The following is a 21,706-nucleotide window of genomic DNA, read 5'->3' as shown; positions in this document are numbered from 1 at the left end:
CACCATGCCGCAAAAGCGCAATCCTTTCTCCACCATGAAGATCACGGCAGCAGCTCGTATGGCTGCAGGTGCCGCCGCCACTGTCCTCACCAATCCCCCTGGCGACTTTGAACGAGATCATCGTCAACTCGAAGTTGAGCGGGACGCCATTCCTCGTATCTTGGCGGCTGTCGACGGAGCTGGACAAAAACTCCTCACGCTCCTCGACGTGTTGGAGTTCGACGCTGACCAGCTCAACGTCAATGCGCGTCGCGAAGGGGTGCTACTCGTCAGCGAGGGAATCATGATGCAACTCGCGCCACGATTGGGCCACGAAGCAGCACACGACCTCCTTCAGGAGTTCTCGGCGGCATATCGAACTGACGGAACCAGCCTGCATGAGTTCGTCGCTGCCCGACCAGAGATCGCCACGAAGCTTGATGGTATCGATCTTGACAAGTTATCGGACCCGTCGTCGTACACCGGCCTGTCTGCCGAACTCGCACAACGTATTGCTACTGGCCAGCCCCACACCGGAACCAGCGTCACGGAGTGATGAACACACCCAGTTCGTCGAACAGCCCTTGCATAGTCTCAACCCGGGAGCGTTCCAGCTCCGGGTCCTCAGGGGCCAAGGCAGCCACCAGAGATTCCAGCAGGATGAGATAACAGGCTCGGGAGCGAAAAGCCGTCGATGACTCGGAGGAAACGAGCAGGACGTGGTCAGCGTAGCGACGCATTGGGGTAGATGAGCGATTCGTCAGCAGAATGGTCGTCATGTCGCGCTGATGGAACATTCGCAAGACCGATTCGACCATCCGAGAATGCCGGTCAAATACTGAGGCCAGCAGAATGGCGTTGCCAGGAAGATCAATGAGCTGATGGGCCATCCGGTCGGTCGATTCCAGCAAAACGACCTTACGGCGGTAATAACGCACCAACAGCTGGAAATAATCGAGCAATGGGTGACCGCTGGCAGCCGCGACGAGGTAGAGCGCACGTGAATCATCGCGCAATACCTCGACCACACGGTCGAAAGCTTCTCCGTCGAGGGAACTGAGCCCGACATCGATACTACGACGAGCAGCTTCCATCTTGGAACGCCACATACCCCCGGGCTCATCGGTTGAAGGGCCACTCGTGGTGCGATCACTGGGAAGGTCAAAATTGACGGCTATTTCCTCGCGGAGGCTGCGCGAGAAGTCACGGAAACTGGCGTACCCGAGTTTTCGAACAAAACGGGTTACAGAGGCAGTTGAGGTGCCAGTCGCGGCGCTGATTTCATCGAGGTTTTCCAGAGCTAGGTGAGGAAATGAGTCTTCAAAATACTGGGCAATGACAGTATCGGTCGGCGTCATCGCTTCTAGCTCCCCCAACCGGGAGTAGAGGCCACCACTCGCCGTGCCGGTCGACTCAGCCATTGTCGTCACCTTCCCGGTAGAAGCCCTAAGGCCGTCACCATGGTTGTAGCAGCCATGAATACTACCTGTCGATCAGATGAGGATGAGGCTCGAGGCCATCATGACGATGAAGCCGACGAGCATTGGGAGCGCAGCTCGGCGCACGACGGCCATCGGGGAGATCCCAGCAGCTCCGGCTACCGTGATAACCACACCGGAAATGGGCGACACCGAGCGGAACAAACCGCCGACAAACTGCATCGGAGTCACAAGGTTCGTCGCATTACCTGAAAGGCCACTGGCGATACCGGGAGCCAAGGATGCGAAAGATGTGAACGAACCCACTCCCGATCCCGTCAGGAAGGTCACCAGGCCTACGACCAGGGTGAACAGGATCGCCATTCCCCAGAGCGGCAACCCGATCCCCTCAGCCCCCTTGACAAGCAGGGTGATGACACCGGCCTGTTTGAGGCCTTCGGCAAACAGCTGAGCTGTGATAATGAGGGATACGACTTTGGCGAACATATTCCCCATGCCGACGAACATGGTGTTCGCGTCAGTCAGTGCCCCTGAGCGGTCATGGTTGCGAATGAGCTCGACGATGACCGCGAGCACCCACACCAGCAGGAAAGCTGACACCGTGGAAAGCTGGATAGCTTTGACGGCCAGCGGGCTGAATACGACGAGCAGGAGGATGGGCAGAATCAGGAAGATGGCGTACCACTTCGGTGCCTTACGCCCCGCTGCCGCGTTCTCATCACTGCGCTCTCCGGCCTCGTCGCTGCCTTTGCGGTCTAAACGGCGCTGGACGACGAAATGAGTGACGGCAACCGCGACAATTGTCGGAATTGCCACGGGAAGCTGATGTTTGACGAAGTAGACCGCGGGGGAAAGCCCGACCGTGTGGGCGGCCAGGATCTCGGTTCCGGTGGCTGGTCCGATAGGCATGGCACTCGTCGTCGCAATGACGGCGGCACCGGCTGCCGGACTCACTCCAGCTGCGACGATGATGGGCATCATGACGACGACGAGCAGCATAGCCAGGCCGGCAGCGCTCGGGATGACCATGAACAACAGCTGCCCGATGACGTAGGCCAACACGAGGATGAGGTAGGGCTGTTTTAACTTGGTGATCGGGGTAATGACAAGGCGCACAAGTGCCTCCGTAGCCCCGACTCGATTCATGTATGCCGAAAAACCACCAGCAGCCATGATGATGAGCCCGACACCTGTGAGCTGATCCTTCGCGATGGATTCGATCATCCCGATGATGTCGAACCACACGCTTCCAGAACTGTCGTCACCCTCCAACAACGGCACCGACGGTCTGAGTATCACCCTGATGAGCAACAGCACCAGTCCGGCTCCCAGCAGAACTAGTACTGGCTTGTACTTCTTGACTAGTAACCAACCGGCACCAACCGTCACGAGCAGTGCACACACCGCAAGCACAGCTGTCATGATGACCCCTTTGTCAAACCATCACCGTTATGAAAATAAAGATACGCATCCATCTTTGTTGGAAATAATACTAACATTACTTCCGTTGGCGACGGCTTTTCATCGACACGGACACCTCCCGCAGTCCGTGCTCATGGGGATCAATGACAAGGAGTACCAATGCACTCAGCGAGACCACGATCAGCGGTACACGTTCTTATCTGCCTCGTACTCATCGTGATTGGAGCGGTCGGATCAAGCCTCATCCAGACTGGCGGAGGACACATCAGCGTCCAAGGTCTCATGATCCCCGGCAAGAACGGGGCCGTGGCCAGTGCCGATCTCTTCCGCCCCGACACCGCAACGGCAAAGCACAAGGCTCCTCTCATCATCGTGACGCCTGGGTTCCAGCGCACCAAGGAAACCCAGATTTCCTACTCTCTGGAGCTGGCGCGACGAGGATACGTCGCCCTTGTCGTCGATCCATACAACCAAGGTGAGTCAACCTCTCAACCGCCCAACAACGATGACCCGAGCATTAAGCCCGCCATTGATTACGTCTCTCGAACCGGCACCCTCGATTACGTCGACAAGACCAAGATCGGTATCACCGGTCACTCCGCCGGGGGTTCCCAGGTACGTCGCATGGCTGCCACATACGGCGCCAAGGAAAAGAAAGCTCTCAAGAAAGCCAAGGCCCCTGCCTCCCCTGGCGGTACAAAGATCACCAAACAGGAGCGCGCAGACGCCGAGAAGCTCAATCCGATTCGTTCGGTCTTCATCTCCGGATGGCTGCAGCACCTTGACGCCAAGAAGTTCAAGAACGTCCGATCCAATGTCGGTATCGGATACGCCCGCTACGACGAGGGTGGTTACCGCAACAAGAACCGCAACGGTGATCTACGGAACGCCCCCGAGGCCATCGCGGTCATCAACTCTGGGCTTCCCAAGTCACAGCACGTCGACCATGTGGTTATCGGGAAAGGATACGGCTCGGCTGCCGATCGAACCTACCGAGTCGCTTATAACGACCGCACAATCCACCCCTTCCAACCATTGACCCCCAGCGCCATCGGCTCGATGATTCAGTTCTTCGACGACACCATCGGTGCCCCGCACCAGATGAGCAACACCAATCAGACCTGGTGGCTCAAGGAACTCGGCAACGGCTTGTCCCTTATCGCCGCGCTGGTCATGCTGGTTCCTCTCACGAAATTGCTGCTGACGATCCCGTGGTTCGGCGCAGCCAGGACTGAAGTCTCCCCTGCCCCGCCCAAACCCAGGGGCAAAGCAGCAGTGATGTTCTGGACGATCTTCGCCGTCTCGGCTGCGGTGGCGTGCGTGACCTTCATCCCGTTGTCAGTAGCCAGCCAGCACATCTTCTCGGCTGCCGCCAACAAACAGAACGGCTGGTTCTTCCCCGGCCGCATGGTCAACGGAGTCGTGGTGTGGTCCCTCGTCAACGGACTGCTGGGGCTACTCCTGCTGTGGATCAGCCATTCCATCTCGAAGAAGCACGGCGTGGGAGAGGCCAAGAGCTGGGGAGTTCGGATGAACTGGACCCAGACTGGCCGCACCGTGGCGCTGGCACTGTTTGTCATCGTGGTCTTTTACACGGTGTTGGCCGCCGTCTATGGCTTCTTCCACGTCGACTACCGACTCTTCGTGGTGGCTGCCCGCCCCTTGACGAAACGCTGGTTCCTCATCGGACTGGCCTACGTCCCTGCCCTGTTCCTGTTCTTCTTCTCGAACTCGCTGCGTGTCAATGCGTCGATGAGGTTCAACAATCAACGTCGCTGGATCAACTGGATCATCATCGCGCTGGCCAACTCCATCGGCTTGGCGGCCATTTTCGTCATCCAGTACGTCACCTTCTTTTCAACCGGAACGGTGTTCTGGACAACGAACTGGCTCTACGTCAACATGCTGCAGTCTCTGCTTCCCATGATGGTGATATTGCCGCTGTTCAACCGAGCCTTCTACCACGCCACCGGCAGGGTGTGGCTCGGACCGATCGTGACCACCACGATCTTTGCCCTGATGGCATTAGGTGGGTCGGTGGCGTACATCCCGATGTTTTGATCGGGGCGGTCAGCTTCATGACCCGGGGCACACGTCACTCGGAGGCGACGTCCTCGTGGGGCGGCTGCCACGCCAGCGGAAGCGGATGGGCCGGGTGAAGCGACTCATCGTCCTGCGGAACTGACTTCACCCTGCCAATCTCACTTCCCCGGTACTCAAACCGGCACGTGACAATTCCATGACCCGAACCCCACACCCAGCCACGGCCGTATTCGTCGTGGATGAGATCTGCTCCGGGAGGCCAGGCGCGGCCGTCGAATGCTCGACGCCGCCCAAACGGCCCCGGTTGGATAGGCGTCACGTACCCGGTCACTTCAGGTTCGTCAAGCAAATTTCCGTCATCGTCGACGACAAAAAGCTCTTCCTGAGCCGAGGTCGTGAAGTTGGATACCCCAACTCCCAACAATCGAACTCCCTCGCGTAGGTCGAGGGAGTCGAGCATCCGCAGCGCCAGATGGGAAATCCGTTCGCGCGAATCAGTAGCTCCTGTCAGAGTAACCGACCGCGACCACACCTGGAAGTCCGCCATTTTGGCCTTGAGGGTGACGGTGCGGGCGAAATGGCCGGACTTCTTGAGTCGGGCACACACCAGACCAGCATGGCGCTCAACGATCTGGCGGCACTCCTCGCGGTCAGTGAGGTCGTGTTCAAACGTGTCCTCAACCGAGATCGACTTGGCGATCCTACTGGCCACCACCGGGCGGTCATCCCAGGCTCGCGACAGCGCAACAAGGCTCGTACCCGCCGCATGACCCAACTCGTGAACGAGCTCGGATTCCCGGGCGGCGCGCACGTCAGCGATCGTGCGAAGACCCAGTTTCTCCAACCGTTCCGCCGTAACTGGTCCAACCCCAGGAATGGCCCGCGCCGGTAGCGGCGCAATAGTGTCGGCCTCAGTTCCGGGAGCAACGAGAGCGACCTGGTCACTGTGGCCACGCTTCGGCTTGGCCATCTCGGAGGCCACCTTCGCCATGAACTTGCTCGACCCAATCCCGACCGAGCAGCTCAATCCCTCAGTGCGTTCAAAGACCCGGGCGCGAAGGTCCACTGCCATTTGATGCAGGGTGTCGAGGTCGTCGACGTCGATTCCGCCGGCTTCCAGATCGACGAAGGCCTCATCAAGGCTCAACGGTTCCACAAGAGGTGACAGTTCTCGCAGAGTTGCCATGACGACCTTGGACGACTCGCGGTAGGCCTCGAACCGCCCAGAAAGGAACGCAGCATTGGGTGCCAGGCGTCTGGCCTGAGAGCCAGCCATGGCAGAATGCACTCCGAATGTGCGCGCCTCGTAGGAGGCTGTCGCCACGACTCCCCTGCCACCGACCCCACCAACGATGACAGCCTTGCCGACCAGAGAAGGCTTGTCGCGTTGCTCCACTGAAGCGAAAAACGCGTCCATGTCCAGGTGGAGAATCGACGCCGTAGACCTCATGCCCGGCGCCGGTAGCCAACGAAATCGAACCCGTCATGGACCTCCCGGCGGGTCTCGACCCACACCTGCCGATCAATGCGGGGGAAGGTTACCGAACCCTCCGGACTCTGGTGAACCTCAGTGATGTCAAGCTCATCGCACAGGTCGAGGGCGTCGGCGTAGATCTGACCTCCCCCGGCAATAAAGCAGATCTCCTCGCCGGCTCCGCGCGCGATTTCTACCGCCTCACGCGGACTGGCCGCGACCACCACGCCTTCCGACGACCAGTGCGGGTCGCGGGTGCAGATGATGTGACGCCTACCCGGAAGTGTGCCGATCTGCTCGAAGGTGCGCCGCCCAAACACCAAGGTGTGACCCATCGTCACTTTCTTGAACCGCCGGAAGTCTTCCCTGATGTGCCAGAGCATATCCTGCCCCGATCCGATGACGCCGTTGTCGGCGACAGCGGCGATGGCGATGACCTTCATCACTTCTCCTGTGCGCTCGGAGGTATTCACCAGGTCAGACGGCAATTGGGGCTGGCAGCGCCGGGTACGGGTTGTACCCAGACACCGTGAGGTCCGACAGCTCGAATCGGTCGATGTCACGAATATCTGGATTGACGGTCAGCCGAGGAAGCTGACGCGGCTCGCGCGTGAGCTGCTCATGTACCTGGTCGAGGTGGTTGAGGTAGACGTGAGCGTCACCCAAGGTGTGAATGAACTTCAACGGCTTGAGCCCGGTGACCGAGGCCACCAGATGAGTGAGCAACGCGTAGGAAGCGATGTTGAACGGCACACCGAGGAAGGTGTCACCGGAACGCTGGTAAAGCTGGCAGCTCAGCCACTCCGGGTCCCCGCTTTCACCAGCGGTGACATAGAACTGGAACAAGGTGTGGCAGGGAGGTAAAGCCATCTCCTCGACCTCGGCCACGTTCCACGCCGAAACGATGTGACGACGTGACCACGGGTGAGTACGGATCTGTTCGATGACCTTGGAAATCTGGTCGATCGTGCCGCCGTCAGCGTCAGGCCACGAACGCCACTGGTGCCCGTAGACCGGCCCCAGATCGCCGTTCTCGTCGGCCCACTCGTCCCAGATATGGATATTGTTCTCGTGCAGCCAGCCAACGTTGGTGTCTCCGCGCAGGAACCACAGCAGCTCCCCAAAGACGCTGCGCGTGTAGATCTTCTTCGTTGTCACCAGCGGGAAGCCGGCACGCAAATCGAAGGTCATCTGGTGACCGAAGACACTCAAGGTTCCGGTGCCGGTGCGGTCCTCACGCCGCACCCCCTCGTCAAGAATCCGCTGCAACAAATCGAGGTAGATCTGCACGTCAGCGACCCTCCAGGTAAGAGACGACAGCCGGGACGATGGCACGAACGGCCTGCCCACGGTGACTGATGGCGTCCTTGGCCTCGGCAGACATCTCGGCACTCGTGAGGTCACCGGGCTGAGAGTCGGGAACGAACATCGGGTCGTAACCGAATCCGTTCTCCCCGCGAGCCTCGGAAATGATCCGTCCCTCCATCGTGGCGACCTTGGTGATCTCGGTACCGTCAGGATCGACAAAGGCCATCGCGCACACGAACCGACCATGCCGCCGCTCGGGAGGGAGGTCGAAGGTCTGATCGAGAAGCAACTGGAGGTTGCGCTCATCGTTGGCCTGTGGTCCCGACCATCGAGCTGAACGGATTCCAGGCATCCGGTTGAGAGCGTCCACCTCGAGACCGGAATCGTCGGCAAGAGCCGGCAGACCAGTGTTATGGGCGGCTGCTCGGGCCTTGATGAGGGCATTTTCGACGAAAGTCGTGCCGGTTTCTTCGGGAGCCGGAGCAGTGCTGACTTCCGACAGACCGACGATCTCGACATCGGTACCGGCAGCCTCGAAGGTGCGACGCAATTCAACGAGTTTTTTGGGGTTGTTGGACGCCAGAACAATCCTGCTCACAGCGTCACCCCGAGAGCCTCGGACTGAGCCTGCTTCAGGCTTGCACAACCCCCGGCTGCCAGGTCAAGCAGGTCATTGAGCACATCACGGTTAAAGGGAACCCCCTCCGCAGTTCCTTGAACCTCGATGAAATCTCCAGTGCCACTCATGACAACGTTCATGTCGGTGTCGGCACGAGAATCCTCCTCATAGGCCAGGTCAAGCATCGGAGTACCCCCGACGACTCCAACCGAAATGGCCTGCACCGACCCGATGATCGGGTCGCCAACCACTCCGCCTCGCTCCCGCAGCCAATTCACAGCGTCGACGAGAGCAACGTAGGCACCGGTGATAGAAGCGGTACGAGTACCACCGTCAGCCTGCAGCACATCGCAGTCGAGAATGATGGTGTTCTCGCCCAGCGCCTTGTCATCGACGACAGCACGCAGGGATCTCCCAACCAGGCGGGAAATCTCGTGGGTACGTCCGCCGACCTTGCCCTTGCGAGACTCCCGACCGGAGCGCTCATTGGTGGCCCGGGGCAACATCTCGTACTCAGCTGTCACCCAACCGAGTCCGGAACCCTTCCGCCAGCGCGGCACCCCTTCCGTAACCGAGGCATTGCACAACACAGTGGTGCGTCCGAAGCTCACGAGCACCGATCCCTCGGCCTGGGTCAGCCAGCCGCGCTCGATCCTGACGTCTCGCAACTGGTCCAGGCGGCGTCCATCAATTCGAGAAGTCTCACTCACCTTGCCAACGGTACTGGTAGCCACTGACACCAATCAGAACTATCGGGCGACACGCCCTTTATGTCGCTGGTATTCCGTCGCCCTCGGATTGCGTCGCTCAATCGCGCACAACCGCGCGATCCCCAAAACAGGGTTGATCGGCATGTACCGAGTGCACGTCATGAACGAACCCCTCCATGAGTCGTCGCCCCAATCTTTCGAAGCGCTCAGCATTGCCTGTCGTCAAGAAGTAACGGCTGGACTCCCGAGGCTCGGAATGCAGCAACCCCGACTCAGCCATCAAGGAGTAGGAAGCCCTAGCACACTGATGGGACGACGAAATGAGAGTGACGGTGTCGCCAAGGATGTAGGAGATGAGTCCAGCCAGCAGCGGATAGTGGGTACACCCCAAAATGAGGGTGTCACAGCCGGCCTGCTGAATCGGCTTCAGATAGTCCCGGGCGATCGCTTCCAATTCCGGACCGCTCGTGATCCCCTCCTCAACATAGGGGACGAATTTCGGACAGGCCCGAGTCGTCAAGGAGATACCAGGCACCGCTGCCAAGGCGTCTTGATAGGACAGCGAACGAGCGGTGGCCTCAGTACAGATGACACCGATACGGCCATTCCGGGTGGCTGAACTGGCTCGTCGAGCAGCCGGCACGATGACATCGACCACCGGGACGTCATAGCGCTCTCGGGCGTCCCTCAATACTGCTGACGACGCGGTATTACAGGCGATGAGCAGAGCTTTCACGCCGTGGGCCACGAGTCGATCGAGACATTGCAGGGCGTAGCGACGCACCTCGGCGATCGTTTTTTCACCGTACGGCGCACGATCCGTGTCGCCCAGATAGACGATGTCCTCGTTGGGCATGAGATCGACGACCGACCGCGCCACCGTCAGTCCCCCGAATCCAGAGTCGAAAATGCCGATTGGGAGGTCGACAACATCGAAGTCAGATTCGGTCACGGGTGGCAAGACTACCCCGCCCCCACCGCCGACCAGCGAGGCGCACGATTCTCACGACGTCAACATGGGAAAACGCCCCCGCGGTGACAATGGGGTAAGGGTAGGCTATGCTCTGAATTGTTCAAGGGTTTCGGCACCGCCGTGGAACCAGGGAGGAAGACGAGATGACCAAGCACGAGACGACCACCCAGACGCACCGTGGCACCGCAGATAGCGAGACTCTACACAGTGAGACTCTCGTGCCGCTCAGCCGTTTGGCTGCCGGTCAGAAGGCGACGATCGAGTCCATCGCGTCCGAGTGCGCCGAATACATCTGTCATCGTCTTCATATGCTCGGCTTCGGCAAGGGCCGCGATATCACCAAGATTCGCCAGGCCCCGTTCGGCGGACCCATGATCTTTCAAGTCTGCGACGTCCAGATGTGTCTGCGTCGCGCCCAGGCTGACATGATCTTGGTCCGGCCCGCTCCGCAGCCTGTATCCTGCCCCGCTGCCGATCCGCAGCTGTCCATGGCAGCCGCCTGACCAACCATACGTGCCGTCCAGCGTGACGACACCCGCTCCTTCAAGGTTTACCCATGACTGTAACGACCTCCTGCCACGCCGATCCCACGACTAAACCGGTGGTGGGATCACCCAAACTGGCGTTGGTAGGTTCCCCCAACGGCGGCAAGACGTCGGTCTTCAACCGGCTCACCGGTCTCCACGCCAAAACCGGCAACTACCCCGGTGTCACTGTCTCCCGCACTACCGGCGTCTGCCGAATCGGCAAGGACAAATACAACATTGAAGACCTCCCTGGCGCCTATTCCCTGACTCCCATCTCCCCCGACGAGACCATCGTCGCCGACGCTCTGGAGGGGACTATCGAGGGAATTGAAGCCCCCGACGCCGTCCTCGTCGTTACCGACGCGACAGCATTGCGCCGATCCCTGCTGTTGCTCGCAGAGACGCTGCAGCGAAACCTCCCTACTGCTGTCGTCGTCACTATGACCGACGAGCTGCGCCGCCGTGGCGGCAGCCTCGACACCGCCGCCTTGTCCCAAGCCTTGGGCGTACCGGTGGTGCCTGTGGTCGCTAATCGCGGTATCGGTATTGGGGAGCTCCGTCGCCTCATCACCACCTGGCAGACCTGGAACCGTCCGTCTGTCGCCCCTCCTACCGACGCCGAAGAACTCGCCGGATGGGTCGACTCCATCCTCAGCAGTGTCGGCTACCACGACCCCCAGCCCGACGCCCGCACTGAGCGTATCGACAAGGTACTGCTTCACCCCGTGTGGGGAACGATCGTCTTCTTCCTGGTGATGTTCCTGTTCTTCCAGGCGCTGTTCACCTGGGCCGCACCCTTCCAAGACGCTATTGATGGCCTCTTCGGCTGGCTCGGTGAATGGGTTGACTCCCATGTCTCGAATCCGATTCTGGCCGGTCTGTTAGGTGACGGAATCATCGGCGGCGTTGGTTCGGTGCTGGTCTTCATTCCCCAGATCGTGCTGATGTACCTCCTGCTGGCCATCCTCGACGCAGTGGGTTACATGTCCCGGGCAGCATTCCTGATGGACAAGGTGATGAGTCGTGCCGGGCTGGAGGGACGCGCCTTCGTGGCCATGCTGTCCTCCTTTGCCTGCGCCATACCCGGTGTGATGGCTACGAGGACCATTCCTTCCTCGAAGGACAGGATCGCCACCATGCTTGGCGTCCCGCTCGCCACCTGTACAGCTCGCCTGCCGGTCTACGTACTGCTGGTAGGGATGCTGATCCCCGACACCGCCAAGGTCGGGCCATTCTCCGGCCAGGGATTTACGATGTTCCTGCTCTACCTCCTGGGTGGGTTCTCCGCGATGATGGCGGCATGGGTCGTCAAGAAAATCACCGATCGGTCCGGACTCCTGCTGCCCTTCTACATGGAAATGCCTCCGTACCGCATTCCGACTCTGCGTTCCGTAGGAATTGCGATGTGGGAACCCACCAAGGCCTTCCTGCACAAGGCCGGCACCATCATCATGCTGACAACCATCGTCATCTGGGCCTTGACGACGTTCCCCATGCGATCCGAAGCTGACCTCACGAAGGCCGGGGTCGATCCGCGCGATGACGTGGCAGTAGCCGCCTACACCATGGATCATTCCATCGCGGCTGGGGTTGGTAAGGCTGTCGAGCCAGTGTTCGAGCCACTGGGATTCGACTGGCGAATTGACGTCTCCCTCATCGGCTCCCTGGCTGCCCGCGAGGTGGCGGTCTCGACGCTCGGCCAGATGGCGTCAGCTACTGATCCTGAGGACGACGCGGAAGTCTCCGAGCAGATCGACCGTTGGACGTGGACAGATGGTGAGCACCAGGGCGAAAAGGTTTTCACTCCGGCAACCATCGTGGCTCTTATCCTGTTCTTCGCCTACGCCCTGCAGTGCATGTCAACGGTAGCGGTCATGAAACGAGAGACCGGTGGCTGGAAGTGGCCGGCGATCGCCTTCGGGTACATGTTCGTCTTGGCGTGGGTGATGGCATTCATCGGTCGCACCGTGACGAACCTGGTGATCTGATGAAACTTGCCTCTCGCCCTTCCACGGCAGTACATCCAGAAGCCACCTCGGACCCCGCAACCCTGCGCTGGGTGGTGTCCGGGGTGGCGCTGCCCTTCGCCGGGGAGTTGGTGAGCGCACCCGGTCTTGATAACTTCCTAGGTCGGGTACGAGTCGAGGCGACGGTTGGTGCCATCATTGCCACTGCCCTTGATGACAGCTGGTCACACATCGGCGCCGAGTTCCGGACGGCGCTGACAGTCGCCTTAGAGCGTACTGACGATTGGGTAGGCGGACCCGATGCTCAGCCCCTTGACGAGGTTGAGACCCTGAGGCGCTGCGCTGACGAACTCATCACTGGACCCGTAGGCGACGTGGCTGCTATGCACGGCGGGTCGATCGAGCTGGTCGATGTCACAGTCCACGACGGACAGCACACCGTTGGGGTGGCTATGAAAGGTGCTTGCCGGGGATGTCCGGCAGCCGTCATCACTATGCGCCAGCGACTGGAACGACAGCTCAGCTTGCGGTTACGCGCGCCCGTCACCGTACACGAGGTCTGAGGCTCAGGCTCACTCAGACAACTCGACCTCGACGAGTATCTCAACAACAAATCCAAGCCATTCGTAGACGCACTCTTCTTGGGCGTCAGGCTTCTCTCGAGCAGCCCTGGCGACTTCGTCGGCGCTGATCTGATCGGTTATTGCCAGCCTGGCTGCCATCATCCCTCGCAGCGCATTGACAGTGCGAAGCCACCTTTGCGTCACCTCGGGATTCATGGAGATACAGCCAGTTTGGTGCAGAGTCTCCAGATCAGTCTGCAATTCCTGGGCGTCTTCCCACCGGGCAGCGACCTCCTCGGCGTCATGGCTGTCATGGAACTGGGCGTCAGCGAGTTCGTCGTCGCGGTAGGCATTCGGCAGGATGGCCCGGCGTACCTCGTCGTCCTCCTGAGGGCCGGAAAACTGTCTCTCCCACAACGCAAAAGGATCTGTCTGACAGGTGGGACGAGCGGGAGTGACACGCAACTGGGACAACGCCTCGACGTAGTAGCTCAGAGCAATCTCGATCCCGACGATCTCGCGAGGTTCCAAGTACCAGACCCACCGGTTCCGAGTGCCCGCAATGTTCATTCCTGTCCGCCCTTTTCGACTGACGCCTGTAGCCCGTAACTGTGCATAGCGTGTACCGCAGTCTCCATCTCCTCCTTGGACCCCTCGGCCACCGTCGCCCGACCATGGTTGTGGACTTGAATCATGAGTTGCGCCGCTTTCTGCCGGGGATAACCGAAATACCTCATGAACACCAACGTCACGTAGTCCATGAGGTTCACCGGGTCGTCCCAGACGACTGTCGTCCATGTGGATTGCTCATCAGTGAGACGGTCGGTCTGTGCAATGGGTTCCGCAGTGGCTACAGACATAGGTCCATTTTGGCACCCGTCGCAGACACTCGAACCGCACCGACAGGAACGCTCGATCCTCGTAAACTGTGGCCCATGTCGACCGCATTGTTCACCGACCATTACGAGCTGACCATGGTCGAGGCTGCCATGGCTTCAGGAACCGCTGACCGTCGTTGCGTCTTCGAGTTGTTCCCGCGCCGTCTGCCCGAAGGACGTCGCTACGGCGTTGTCGCTGGCACCGGGCGAGTCCTCGACGCGGTGGAAGACTTCCAGTTCACTGATGAAGAAGTCTGTTTCCTGGAGAAGACCGGGGTCGTCGGCCCGCACATGGCTGAGTGGCTGTCGAACTACCGTTTTACCGGGTCCATCTACGGATACGCTGAAGGAGATCTTTACTTCCCCGGGTCCCCGCTGCTGACAGTCGAGGGCACCTTCGCGGAAGCCTGCGTGCTCGAAACCCTGCTGCTGAGCATTTACAACCATGATTCGGCGATCGCCTCGGCGGCCTCGCGGATGGTCATGATGGCCGAGGGCCGCTCCATTATCGAGATGGGTTCTCGGCGCACCCACGAGGAGTCCGCCGTCGCTGCCGCTCGCGCCGCCTGGATCGCTGGATTCGGCCCAACCTCCAACCTCGCTGCCGGGATTCGCTATGGCGTCCCGACCTCCGGCACCGCCGCCCACGCCTTTACCCTCCTTCATGACACCGAGGAAGACGCCTTCCGCGCTCAACTGGCTGCGTACGGCGAAAAGACGACTCTGCTGGTCGACACCTACGACATTGAGAACGCCGTCCGCACCGCTGTCCGGCTCACGGAGGGACGTCTTGGCGCGGTGCGTATCGACTCCGGTGACCTGTCAATCGTGGCCCGTCAAGTCCGTGATCTGCTCGATGACCTTGGAGCCACCCACACCCGCGTCATCGTCACCAGTGACCTGGACGAATGGCAGATTGCCGCACTGCGCGGCGCCCCCGTCGATGGTTTCGGCGTCGGCACCTCCCTCGTGACCGGCTCGGGAGCGCCGACCTGCTCCTTCGTCTACAAGCTGGTGGCCCGGGCGACATCGAACGCCCCGGACGCAGAGCTGCTACCGGTGGCCAAGCGGTCGTCTCACAAGAACACCGTGGGCGGACGCAAATACGCGGTGCGACGCATTGGTTCGGACGGGATTGCCACCGCCGAGGTTGTCGCAGTTGGACAACAGCCCGGTACTGAAGGTCATGACCGTAACCTCATCGTCCCTCTCGTTGTCGACGGTGAGGTCGTGGGACGCGAGCCTTTGGAGACCGCGCGCAAGCGTCACCAAGCTGCCATTGCAGAGCTACCCGTCTCTGGACGACGTATTTCTCGTGGTGACCAAGCCATTCCGACCATCATGGTGAAGCAGGGAGATGACGGTGCTGATACCGTTCTGGGTGCTTCCCTGTCCTAAGTATTCTTCATTGGCCCAGCAAGCTGCCTCGACTACTCCAGATGTGGCAATCAGGTAAACACTGCCTCGAAATGGCCGGAAACCCCGCTGTTGAAGCGCATTTGGGCTTGACTGAGGACCGACACCCGGTAATGTTTTTTATGAGGGAAACGGTAAGAAGCCGATAACCGAACATAGTCCATCTGAGGAGACCCCATGACCAAGTCCGAGCTCATCAAGGCCGTCGCTAAGCAGGCCTCGCTCACTGAGGCCCAGACCAACGAGGCCGTCAAGGCTCTCACCGACGTCATCACCAACGCCCTGGCACAGGGCGACAAGGTGCAGCTTCCTGGTCTGTTCACCGCCGAGGCCGTCGAGCGTCCCGCGCGCAATGGCCGCAATCCCCGCACCGGCGAGTCCATGACCATCCCGGCTCACAAGGCCGTCAAGATCTCGGCCTCCAGCACCCTTAAGAAGGCTGTTGCCGACTGAGACTCGGGTTGTTGACCTGTAGGGGTCCGGTGCCGTCAGGTACCGGACCCCCGTTTTTATACGTGTCTTTCAGCACATCACGTCTCGTTCATGACGGCAGACAGTCGCGCCGCTCTCTCATCGGAGAAGACCTCCTCAAGCCACATGGGTGAGCCGTCCGGATGACTGAGCGGGACTCGCCAGTTTGGGTACTCATTGGTGGTACCGGGCAGATTTTGGGTACGCCGATCCCCCACGGCGTCGGTGAGGGTGGCGTTGAGTACCTTCGAGGGCGTCTGAGTGAGCAGACGGTGCATGGCTAACACGATGTCTTCTTCCGAAGGCTTATCCCCCACAAGCACGCCGCGCTCCCGCAGGATGCTGATCCAAGTTTCCGTCTGCTGGGCTGCCTCGGCCCGCTCGTGCTCCAAGGATTCCGTCAGCAGTCCAAGTTCGCTGCGCACCTCGATATGGTCACCAGCCAAGTATCCGGTGGTGGGCGGCAGGTCGTGAGTAGTCACCGAGCTCATGGCGTACTCGCGCCACAGCTCGGGAGGCAAAGGACGACCGTCATCCCCGTTCTCGAACCACAGCACCGAAGTTCCCATGATCCCGCGCTCGCGCAAGTAGGTGCGCACCCACGGTTCCAGGGTGCCAAGATCTTCACCCACGACGAGGGCGCCTGCCCGGTAGGCCTCCAAGGCCAGAATGCCGACCATGGCTTCGTGGTCGTAGCGGATGTAGGTACCCATGCGCGGACCGAGACCGGCTGGAACCCACCACAGCCGGAATAAGCCGAGAATGTGGTCAATACGAATGCCGCCCGCATGGCGCAGGGCGGCCCGAACCATGTCGCGGAAAGGCTGATAGGCCATGTCGGCCAGTATGTCCGGGCGCATCGGTGGCTGGCCCCACTCCTGACCAGTCTGGTTGAAAGCGTCAGGCGGGGAGCCGACAGAGACACCATCGGCAAACAGCTTCCCAAGCATCCACGCGTCAGCTCCGGCCCCAGAGACCCCAACAGCCATGTCACACACCAGGCCCACGGACATCCCTGCGTCACGTCCAGCCGACTGGGCAGCTGACAGCTGTTGGTCAGCAATCCATTGCAGCCACATGAAGAAGTCAACGCGATCCTCGTGGGCGCACACGAATTGCGAGACGGCCTCGGTGCCAGGACGCTGAAGCTCTTCGGGCCACTCATGCCAGTTATTGCCGTAAACCTCGGTTAGCGCACACCATGTGGCCAAATCAACCAGACAGGTGCCGCGCAACCTGCGGAAAGCCATATAGGACAGCTTTCGCGACCCCGCCAGGCCGAGGGCATGGATAGCCTCAAGCACCGGCAGTTTGGAGTCCCAAGAGCGGTCACGATCGATGGTTTCAATGGCTGCTGCGGCGTGAACCTGGGCAGAGCGAGCCTTGGAACGCTCGTAGGAGTCGAGATCTGCGAATTCGGGGATGACCTCGGGACGCACGTACAGCGGGTTGAGGAACAGACGACTGCAGGGCAAATACGGTGATGGCTCGATCGGGGAGACGACCTGGCCGGTGTGCAGTGGATTGACGAGCACGTAGTCCGCACCCTGAGTCGCCGACCAGGTAGACAGATCCGCCAGGTCTGCGAGATCACCCATCCCCCACGACGCACGGGAGCGGGTCGAATACAGCTGCACTGCGTGGCCCCAAATTCGAGAGGAGCCCATCGATCTGGGCAGACCGAGCCAATTCGGAGAGACGACCAAGGTGGAGGTCGCGCGATGTTCCGCCGTCGTCGCGACGATGGTGTGGTATCCCAGCGGAAGGTCAGCAGGAATACCAAAGGTGGCCTCACCGATCCAGCGTCCCTCAACCTGGCGATCCGGGTTCCAATTGTCGACCTGCCAGCACTCTCTGCGGTGGCCGTCCTCACTGACGATATGAACCTCGACCCATTCTCCGGCACTGACGTGGACGTCGACACGTCCTTCCTGTCCCTGGCGTAACACGACAATGCCCGGAAGGACACGACGCCAAGCCTGGTCGACAACCTCCTGACACGCCCTCTCGGCCAATTCCGGGGTCGACGCATCGACACCCAAACCGGCAAGGACGGCGATGATGGTCGCCTCCTCAACCTCGGTGTACTGACCCTTCCAATCGTGATAGGCACGAGAGATACCGAAATGATCGGCCAGGGTCGTCAGGTGGGGATCTGTCAAAGACATGACGGCCTTTCGGCGCCCCGCAGGGCGGGATTGATACGGACAAGTAGCGGGGACGACCTCATCGCCCAGCCGGAACGAAAATCTACTCGGCGTTACGCTGGCGAACCGGACGAACCACCTGGGTGCCAGCGATAGCGTCGTGGATGGTTTGACGAGAACGCTGCCACAACGGCATGAAATAACTGAACGGGGTCAACAGCACGATGACCTGGTTACCGAACTCCACGCACGCCCAAGCCGTAGCACGAAGCAGGGCACGCCACCACACCAGTCGGCGATGATCCTGGCCCTGGTTGATAGTCACGACGCGCAACCCACAGACCAGCTGGCCCACCGAGCCAGCGCAGGCCGCCAGCATGATGAACTGATAAATGGCCTGCGAAATGATGACCGCGCCCATCAGATTCGTCATGTCGAGCACGAATCCTGCCTCGGCCAACGCTTGCGCCGTGATGACGTCAGATGGGCTTGCTCCAGCACTGACTTTGCGCATCGCGTCTTCCAGGAACGTCTGGTAACCGTCCATGATGCTGGCGATCTTCGCGCGCATAGTAATCCCGACAATGACCCACACCAGGACAAAATCGATGACGGTCGACAAAACACGCCACCACCACCCAGCCAAGGGCACACCGTCAGTGGTGGTACCCCATTTGCTACGAGGCGCGTCCGCACCGGCGTGGCGTGGCGCAGGGGGCGTCTGCCTTGCCGACGACGGCACCCGTGTCACCGGGGCCAGCGTCTCAGGTACGTGACCAGCCGGTTCGGGTTCGGGGGGATTTCGAAGATTGCGGGTCCAACGTTCGCCGTCCCAATACCGCTCCTGTTCACTTCCGGCAGGATCGGGGTACCAGCCCATCGGGGGAGGAGTCGCATTCGTCACCGGTCCATTCTCCCACGTGAAGCCACTGAAGCTAATTACGTCCGCTTCCAGCTGGACCAGGCGTCATCCATGGCCAGGCACGTACACTGGTTGACCATGAGTACACAGGTGGCACCAGGTTCCAGTACGGCAGTCGAGGAGAAGACTCGTCCATCCTTTGATGATGGTGACGCCGAGAGATTCTCGCACTACGTTCCGAAGGCCAAACTCACCGACGCCATGGTCAACGGAACCCCCGTCGTCGCGCTGTGCGGCAAGGTGTGGGTGCCCTCCCGCAATCCGGACAAATTCCCTGTCTGCCCGGAGTGCAAGGAGATTTTCGAGTCCATGAAGCGCTAAGCATCCCACGTCGTTTCGACGACGCCGCGAGGGTCCCTTCAACAACACCGCGTCAGGACGTCGCCAACCAGGAGAGAGCCAACTCGTAGCCTCTCAGGCCGAGTCCAACGATTGTCCCGGTGACGTATGCCGAGATCACGCTGTGGTGACGGAACTCTTCCCGGGTGGCGATATTGGAAATGTGTACCTCGATACAGGGAGCCTCCAACTGGGCGACAGCATCGGCAATCGCGATGTTGTAATGGCTCCAGGCTGCGGGATTGATGACAACCGGGGTGCGTTTGTCAGCAGCCTCATGGATCCACGCGATCATCAGCTCTTCGGAGTCGGTCTGACGCACATCGACGTTGAGGCCAAGTTCGCGACCGTAATCAATCAGCCGAAGTACCAGATCATCGTGAGTCGTCGTCCCATAGATCTGTGGTTCGCGTCGGCCCAACCGCCCCAGATTCGGGCCATTTAGCACTGTGACAGACCTGCTCATACGTCATCCTCCGGTCGCTTCTCGTTGTCCTTGATACGGCGATCGCCGTATCGAATATCTGGTTCGAGGAAGAGCGGGCCGACAAGCGGCTCAGCGGCACGGACAGCTACCTCGGCATCATCAATAATGCGCGCCACCTCGAGGGCCGAATCTCCCGGGTCGACGGCAATCTTGGCAGCCAGCAAGATGGTGTCAGGCCCCAGGTGGAGCGTCTTCATGTAAATCACCGAATCGACGCCGTTAGTGCTCACGAGCGCATCGTGAATGGCCTTGCGAGATTCCGGAGTCGCTGACTCCCCTTCCAGCAACGATCTCATCTCGCGAGAAAGAATCCCTGCGACGACGACCAGCAGGATACCGATACAACCCGAACCAATACCGTCGAAAATCGGGTTGTGCGTCAGAATGGTCAGGCCGACGCCCAGAAATGCGAGCAGCAAACCGATGACGGCTGCGGAATCTTCCATCATGACCACCGGCAGCTCCGGGGCCTTGGCCTTGCGGATGTACTGCAAGATCGTCATACCATCGCGGTCGGGTTTGCTTTCCTTGAGAGCGGTGTGCAGGCTGGCCCCCTCGGCACAAGCCGAGATGAGGGTCACGACCAGCGGCACCCACCACCACTGTGAATCAAGCAGCTCGTCAGGCTTGCCAGCCAGAGTGTCGCGAATCTTCTGGTACGACGAATACAGGGCAAACAGTCCACCCACACTGAAAATGACCACAGCAACGATGAAGCCGGAAAGATACCGGGCTCTCTCGTAGCCGAAAGGATGGTCCTCGTCAGCTTTCTTGCGGGAGTTCTTGCCACCCACCATGAGCACAATTTGGTTGGTGGTGTCAGCTACCGAGTGAATGGCCTCAGCAAGCATCGAAGAGGCACCCGTAAGAACCCATGCCAGAGCTTTCGTTGCCGCAATTGCAAGATTGGCGGTGGCGGCAGCGATAATCGCTTTGCGGCCTCCGCCCTCCTTCTTCGGCTTCTCAGGTTCCTTGGTCTCGTTCGACCCGTCAGCTTCTTCAGACTGACTCATGACATCTCCTCCAGACGGCCCAGCCCGAGGGCCAGGTAGACGGCGGCGAAACTTCCCTGCAGTAAGAGGGCGACGTAGCGGTCCATCGGGGAGGACCTTTCATCGATACCCATCGGCAGAGTGACGCTGCGCACCGTCACGTCGTGGACGGCACAAAGGTGCTCCAAGTCGTGGCGAACGGCCTCGTGTCCGGTCTCGGCGTCGTCCATGACGACAAGTACCGGTCGGCGCAGTTCGCCGTCCAGGTCAGGATCGGCGAAGAGATTTCGTCGAGGTGCAGATTCGATGATGGGACGCAGCGCAACGGCGTCAGCCGATAGCGCAATACGACCGGTAGCCCGGCGCATCCACTCGGCCAGTCGGCGAGACGCCCGGGCGGCCAACACCGATCCGCCCCAGGTCAGTGGTTCGGCGTCGGCCAAGGCACAGGCCAGGTCCTTAGCCTGGTTGACCGCCAGATCGCGGTGCGGCGAGGCTAGTTCAGCCACCATGTCCGCCACGCGGGCAACCTGACCGGGATCGACGGCGGGACCCAGACCAAGATCTCCCAGCACAGACAGGGCAGCAACTGCGGCTGACATGAAGTCCTTGGAAGCTATCGGAATGCGGGCGGTGCCGTGGTTACCGGCAACACGCCACGAGTCAGTGTCCTCGGTGGAGGCCAAGATGATGGCGCTACCTCGACGGCGCGCCTCCGCCACCTGCGCAGCACATTGGCCGTCAGTGTCAAGGACGACGACAAGGTCCAGGGGACCCACCCATGCCGGTAGCCGCTGGAATGCCCACGCAACGAGTGGCACCGGACACCCCGGTTCCAGAACCGAGCGCACCAGGCGGGCTTCCGGGCCGACGACAAGAACTCCTCGTGGTCGTCCCCATTCATTGACGGTTCGGCGCACGTCGTCGAGATCAGCCGAGTCGCGTCGGATACGCGCTCCGGTACTCGCCAGATGTCGCAAGACCCCCTCAGTCAGCGGGTCCAGCGGAGCGTCGAGACGTGAGTCGTCGA

General features: G+C 60.4%; 23 protein-coding genes. 9 read left to right on the top strand and 14 right to left on the bottom strand.

What is annotated here, in order from left to right; genetic code table 11:
• The first annotated feature begins 4 nt into the window (after nucleotides 1–4).
• On the top strand, nucleotides 5–535 hold the full coding sequence (locus tag Q4B98_RS10660; protein WP_368492348.1) for a hypothetical protein: 531 nt from the start codon (nucleotides 5–7) through the stop codon (nucleotides 533–535).
• Here Q4B98_RS10660 and Q4B98_RS10085 read toward each other — a convergent pair.
• On the bottom strand, nucleotides 525–1,400 hold the full coding sequence (locus Q4B98_RS10085; protein WP_303197193.1) for a MurR/RpiR family transcriptional regulator: 876 nt from the start codon (nucleotides 1,398–1,400) through the stop codon (nucleotides 525–527). The genes Q4B98_RS10660 and Q4B98_RS10085 overlap by 11 nt on opposite strands.
• Nucleotides 1,401–1,472: 72 nt before the next feature.
• A complete protein-coding gene (dcuC, locus tag Q4B98_RS10080) occupies nucleotides 1,473–2,840 on the bottom strand; it encodes a C4-dicarboxylate transporter DcuC (protein ID WP_303197192.1) in 1,368 nt (455 codons plus the stop codon).
• Nucleotides 2,841–2,999: 159 nt separating this feature from the next.
• Between dcuC and Q4B98_RS10075 the strand changes: the two genes are divergently transcribed.
• Nucleotides 3,000–4,901, top strand: coding sequence for an alpha/beta hydrolase (locus tag Q4B98_RS10075; RefSeq protein WP_303197191.1), 1,902 nt, complete (start codon nucleotides 3,000–3,002; stop codon nucleotides 4,899–4,901).
• A gap of 34 nt (nucleotides 4,902–4,935) precedes the next feature.
• Here Q4B98_RS10075 and Q4B98_RS10070 read toward each other — a convergent pair whose 3' ends face one another.
• The 6 genes from Q4B98_RS10070 to murI form a co-directional block, all read right to left on the bottom strand.
• Nucleotides 4,936–6,333 carry a DNA polymerase IV gene (locus Q4B98_RS10070; protein ID WP_303197190.1) on the bottom strand — a complete coding sequence of 466 codons (1,398 nt, stop codon included), beginning with the start codon at nucleotides 6,331–6,333 and terminating at the stop codon, nucleotides 4,936–4,938.
• Nucleotides 6,330–6,800 carry a dihydrofolate reductase gene (locus Q4B98_RS10065; protein ID WP_303197189.1) on the bottom strand — a complete coding sequence of 157 codons (471 nt, stop codon included), beginning with the start codon at nucleotides 6,798–6,800 and terminating at the stop codon, nucleotides 6,330–6,332. Before Q4B98_RS10065 ends, Q4B98_RS10070 begins: the two co-directional genes overlap by 4 nt.
• Nucleotides 6,801–6,834: 34 nt before the next feature.
• Nucleotides 6,835–7,647, bottom strand: a complete 813-nt coding sequence (locus Q4B98_RS10060) for a thymidylate synthase (RefSeq protein ID WP_303197188.1) — start codon at nucleotides 7,645–7,647, stop codon at nucleotides 6,835–6,837.
• A 1-nt stretch (nucleotide 7,648) separates the two neighbouring features.
• A complete protein-coding gene (rdgB, locus tag Q4B98_RS10055; protein WP_303197187.1) occupies nucleotides 7,649–8,263 on the bottom strand; it encodes an RdgB/HAM1 family non-canonical purine NTP pyrophosphatase in 615 nt (204 codons plus the stop codon).
• Complete coding sequence (rph, locus tag Q4B98_RS10050; RefSeq protein ID WP_303197186.1) at nucleotides 8,260–9,024, bottom strand: ribonuclease PH; 765 nt, start codon at nucleotides 9,022–9,024, stop codon at nucleotides 8,260–8,262. The genes rdgB and rph overlap by 4 nt, the downstream gene beginning before the upstream one ends.
• A 67-nt stretch (nucleotides 9,025–9,091) precedes the next feature.
• Entirely contained in the window at nucleotides 9,092–9,946 is an 855-nt protein-coding gene (murI, locus tag Q4B98_RS10045) for a glutamate racemase (protein ID WP_303197185.1), read from the bottom strand.
• Nucleotides 9,947–10,185: 239 nt separating this feature from the next.
• Between murI and Q4B98_RS10040 the strand changes: the two genes are divergently transcribed.
• From Q4B98_RS10040 to Q4B98_RS10030, 3 genes are read left to right on the top strand one after another with little or no spacing between them, the layout of a single operon-like run.
• Entirely contained in the window at nucleotides 10,186–10,470 is a 285-nt protein-coding gene (locus Q4B98_RS10040; protein WP_303197204.1) for a FeoA family protein, read from the top strand.
• A gap of 53 nt (nucleotides 10,471–10,523) precedes the next feature.
• The gene (locus tag Q4B98_RS10035) at nucleotides 10,524–12,482 is read left to right on the top strand and encodes a ferrous iron transporter B (protein ID WP_303197184.1); all 1,959 of its coding nucleotides are present in this window, start codon (nucleotides 10,524–10,526) and stop codon (nucleotides 12,480–12,482) included.
• The gene (locus Q4B98_RS10030; protein ID WP_303197183.1) at nucleotides 12,482–13,024 is read left to right on the top strand and encodes a NifU family protein; all 543 of its coding nucleotides are present in this window, start codon (nucleotides 12,482–12,484) and stop codon (nucleotides 13,022–13,024) included. Before Q4B98_RS10035 ends, Q4B98_RS10030 begins: the two co-directional genes overlap by 1 nt.
• 9 nt (nucleotides 13,025–13,033) lie before the next feature.
• Here the strand turns inward: Q4B98_RS10030 and Q4B98_RS10025 are convergent, their stop codons facing one another.
• Nucleotides 13,034–13,594 carry a DUF2017 family protein gene (locus tag Q4B98_RS10025; protein ID WP_303197182.1) on the bottom strand — a complete coding sequence of 187 codons (561 nt, stop codon included), beginning with the start codon at nucleotides 13,592–13,594 and terminating at the stop codon, nucleotides 13,034–13,036.
• On the bottom strand, nucleotides 13,591–13,884 hold the full coding sequence (gene clpS / locus Q4B98_RS10020; protein ID WP_303197181.1) for an ATP-dependent Clp protease adapter ClpS: 294 nt from the start codon (nucleotides 13,882–13,884) through the stop codon (nucleotides 13,591–13,593). The genes Q4B98_RS10025 and clpS overlap by 4 nt, the downstream gene beginning before the upstream one ends.
• Nucleotides 13,885–13,959: 75 nt before the next feature.
• On the opposite strand from clpS, the gene Q4B98_RS10015 reads away from it, so the two are divergent.
• Both Q4B98_RS10015 and Q4B98_RS10010 read left to right on the top strand, forming a co-directional pair.
• Nucleotides 13,960–15,300: a nicotinate phosphoribosyltransferase gene (locus Q4B98_RS10015; RefSeq protein ID WP_303197180.1), complete on the top strand. Its 1,341-nt coding sequence runs from the start codon at nucleotides 13,960–13,962 to the stop codon at nucleotides 15,298–15,300.
• Between the two features lie 195 nt (nucleotides 15,301–15,495).
• Nucleotides 15,496–15,771: an HU family DNA-binding protein gene (locus tag Q4B98_RS10010; RefSeq protein ID WP_303197179.1), complete on the top strand. Its 276-nt coding sequence runs from the start codon at nucleotides 15,496–15,498 to the stop codon at nucleotides 15,769–15,771.
• Nucleotides 15,772–15,848: 77 nt separating this feature from the next.
• Here Q4B98_RS10010 and malQ read toward each other — a convergent pair whose 3' ends face one another.
• On the bottom strand, nucleotides 15,849–17,957 hold the full coding sequence (gene malQ / locus Q4B98_RS10005) for a 4-alpha-glucanotransferase (RefSeq protein WP_303197177.1): 2,109 nt from the start codon (nucleotides 17,955–17,957) through the stop codon (nucleotides 15,849–15,851).
• An 82-nt stretch (nucleotides 17,958–18,039) separates the two neighbouring features.
• The gene (locus tag Q4B98_RS10000; protein ID WP_303197176.1) at nucleotides 18,040–18,840 is read right to left on the bottom strand and encodes an RDD family protein; all 801 of its coding nucleotides are present in this window, start codon (nucleotides 18,838–18,840) and stop codon (nucleotides 18,040–18,042) included.
• A gap of 96 nt (nucleotides 18,841–18,936) precedes the next feature.
• Here Q4B98_RS10000 and Q4B98_RS09995 point away from each other — a divergent pair, with 96 nt between their 5' ends.
• Entirely contained in the window at nucleotides 18,937–19,179 is a 243-nt protein-coding gene (locus Q4B98_RS09995) for a DUF3039 domain-containing protein (protein WP_004808857.1), read from the top strand.
• A 52-nt stretch (nucleotides 19,180–19,231) separates the two neighbouring features.
• Here the strand turns inward: Q4B98_RS09995 and aroQ are convergent, their stop codons facing one another.
• Nucleotides 19,232–19,663, bottom strand: a complete 432-nt coding sequence (aroQ, locus tag Q4B98_RS09990) for a type II 3-dehydroquinate dehydratase (RefSeq protein WP_303197173.1) — start codon at nucleotides 19,661–19,663, stop codon at nucleotides 19,232–19,234.
• The gene (locus Q4B98_RS09985) at nucleotides 19,660–20,697 is read right to left on the bottom strand and encodes a cation diffusion facilitator family transporter (RefSeq protein WP_303197172.1); all 1,038 of its coding nucleotides are present in this window, start codon (nucleotides 20,695–20,697) and stop codon (nucleotides 19,660–19,662) included. The genes aroQ and Q4B98_RS09985 overlap by 4 nt, the downstream gene beginning before the upstream one ends.
• A 773-nt stretch (nucleotides 20,698–21,470) precedes the next feature.
• On the opposite strand from Q4B98_RS09985, the gene Q4B98_RS10655 reads away from it, so the two are divergent.
• Nucleotides 21,471–21,698, top strand: a complete 228-nt coding sequence (locus tag Q4B98_RS10655; protein ID WP_368492347.1) for a hypothetical protein — start codon at nucleotides 21,471–21,473, stop codon at nucleotides 21,696–21,698.
• The last annotated feature ends 8 nt before the right edge of the window (nucleotides 21,699–21,706 follow it).

The organism is Cutibacterium sp. (genome assembly GCF_030525615.1).
Taxonomy (GTDB): Bacteria; Actinomycetota; Actinomycetes; order Propionibacteriales; family Propionibacteriaceae; genus Cutibacterium.
This window is presented reverse-complemented; position numbering and strand designations above follow the sequence as displayed.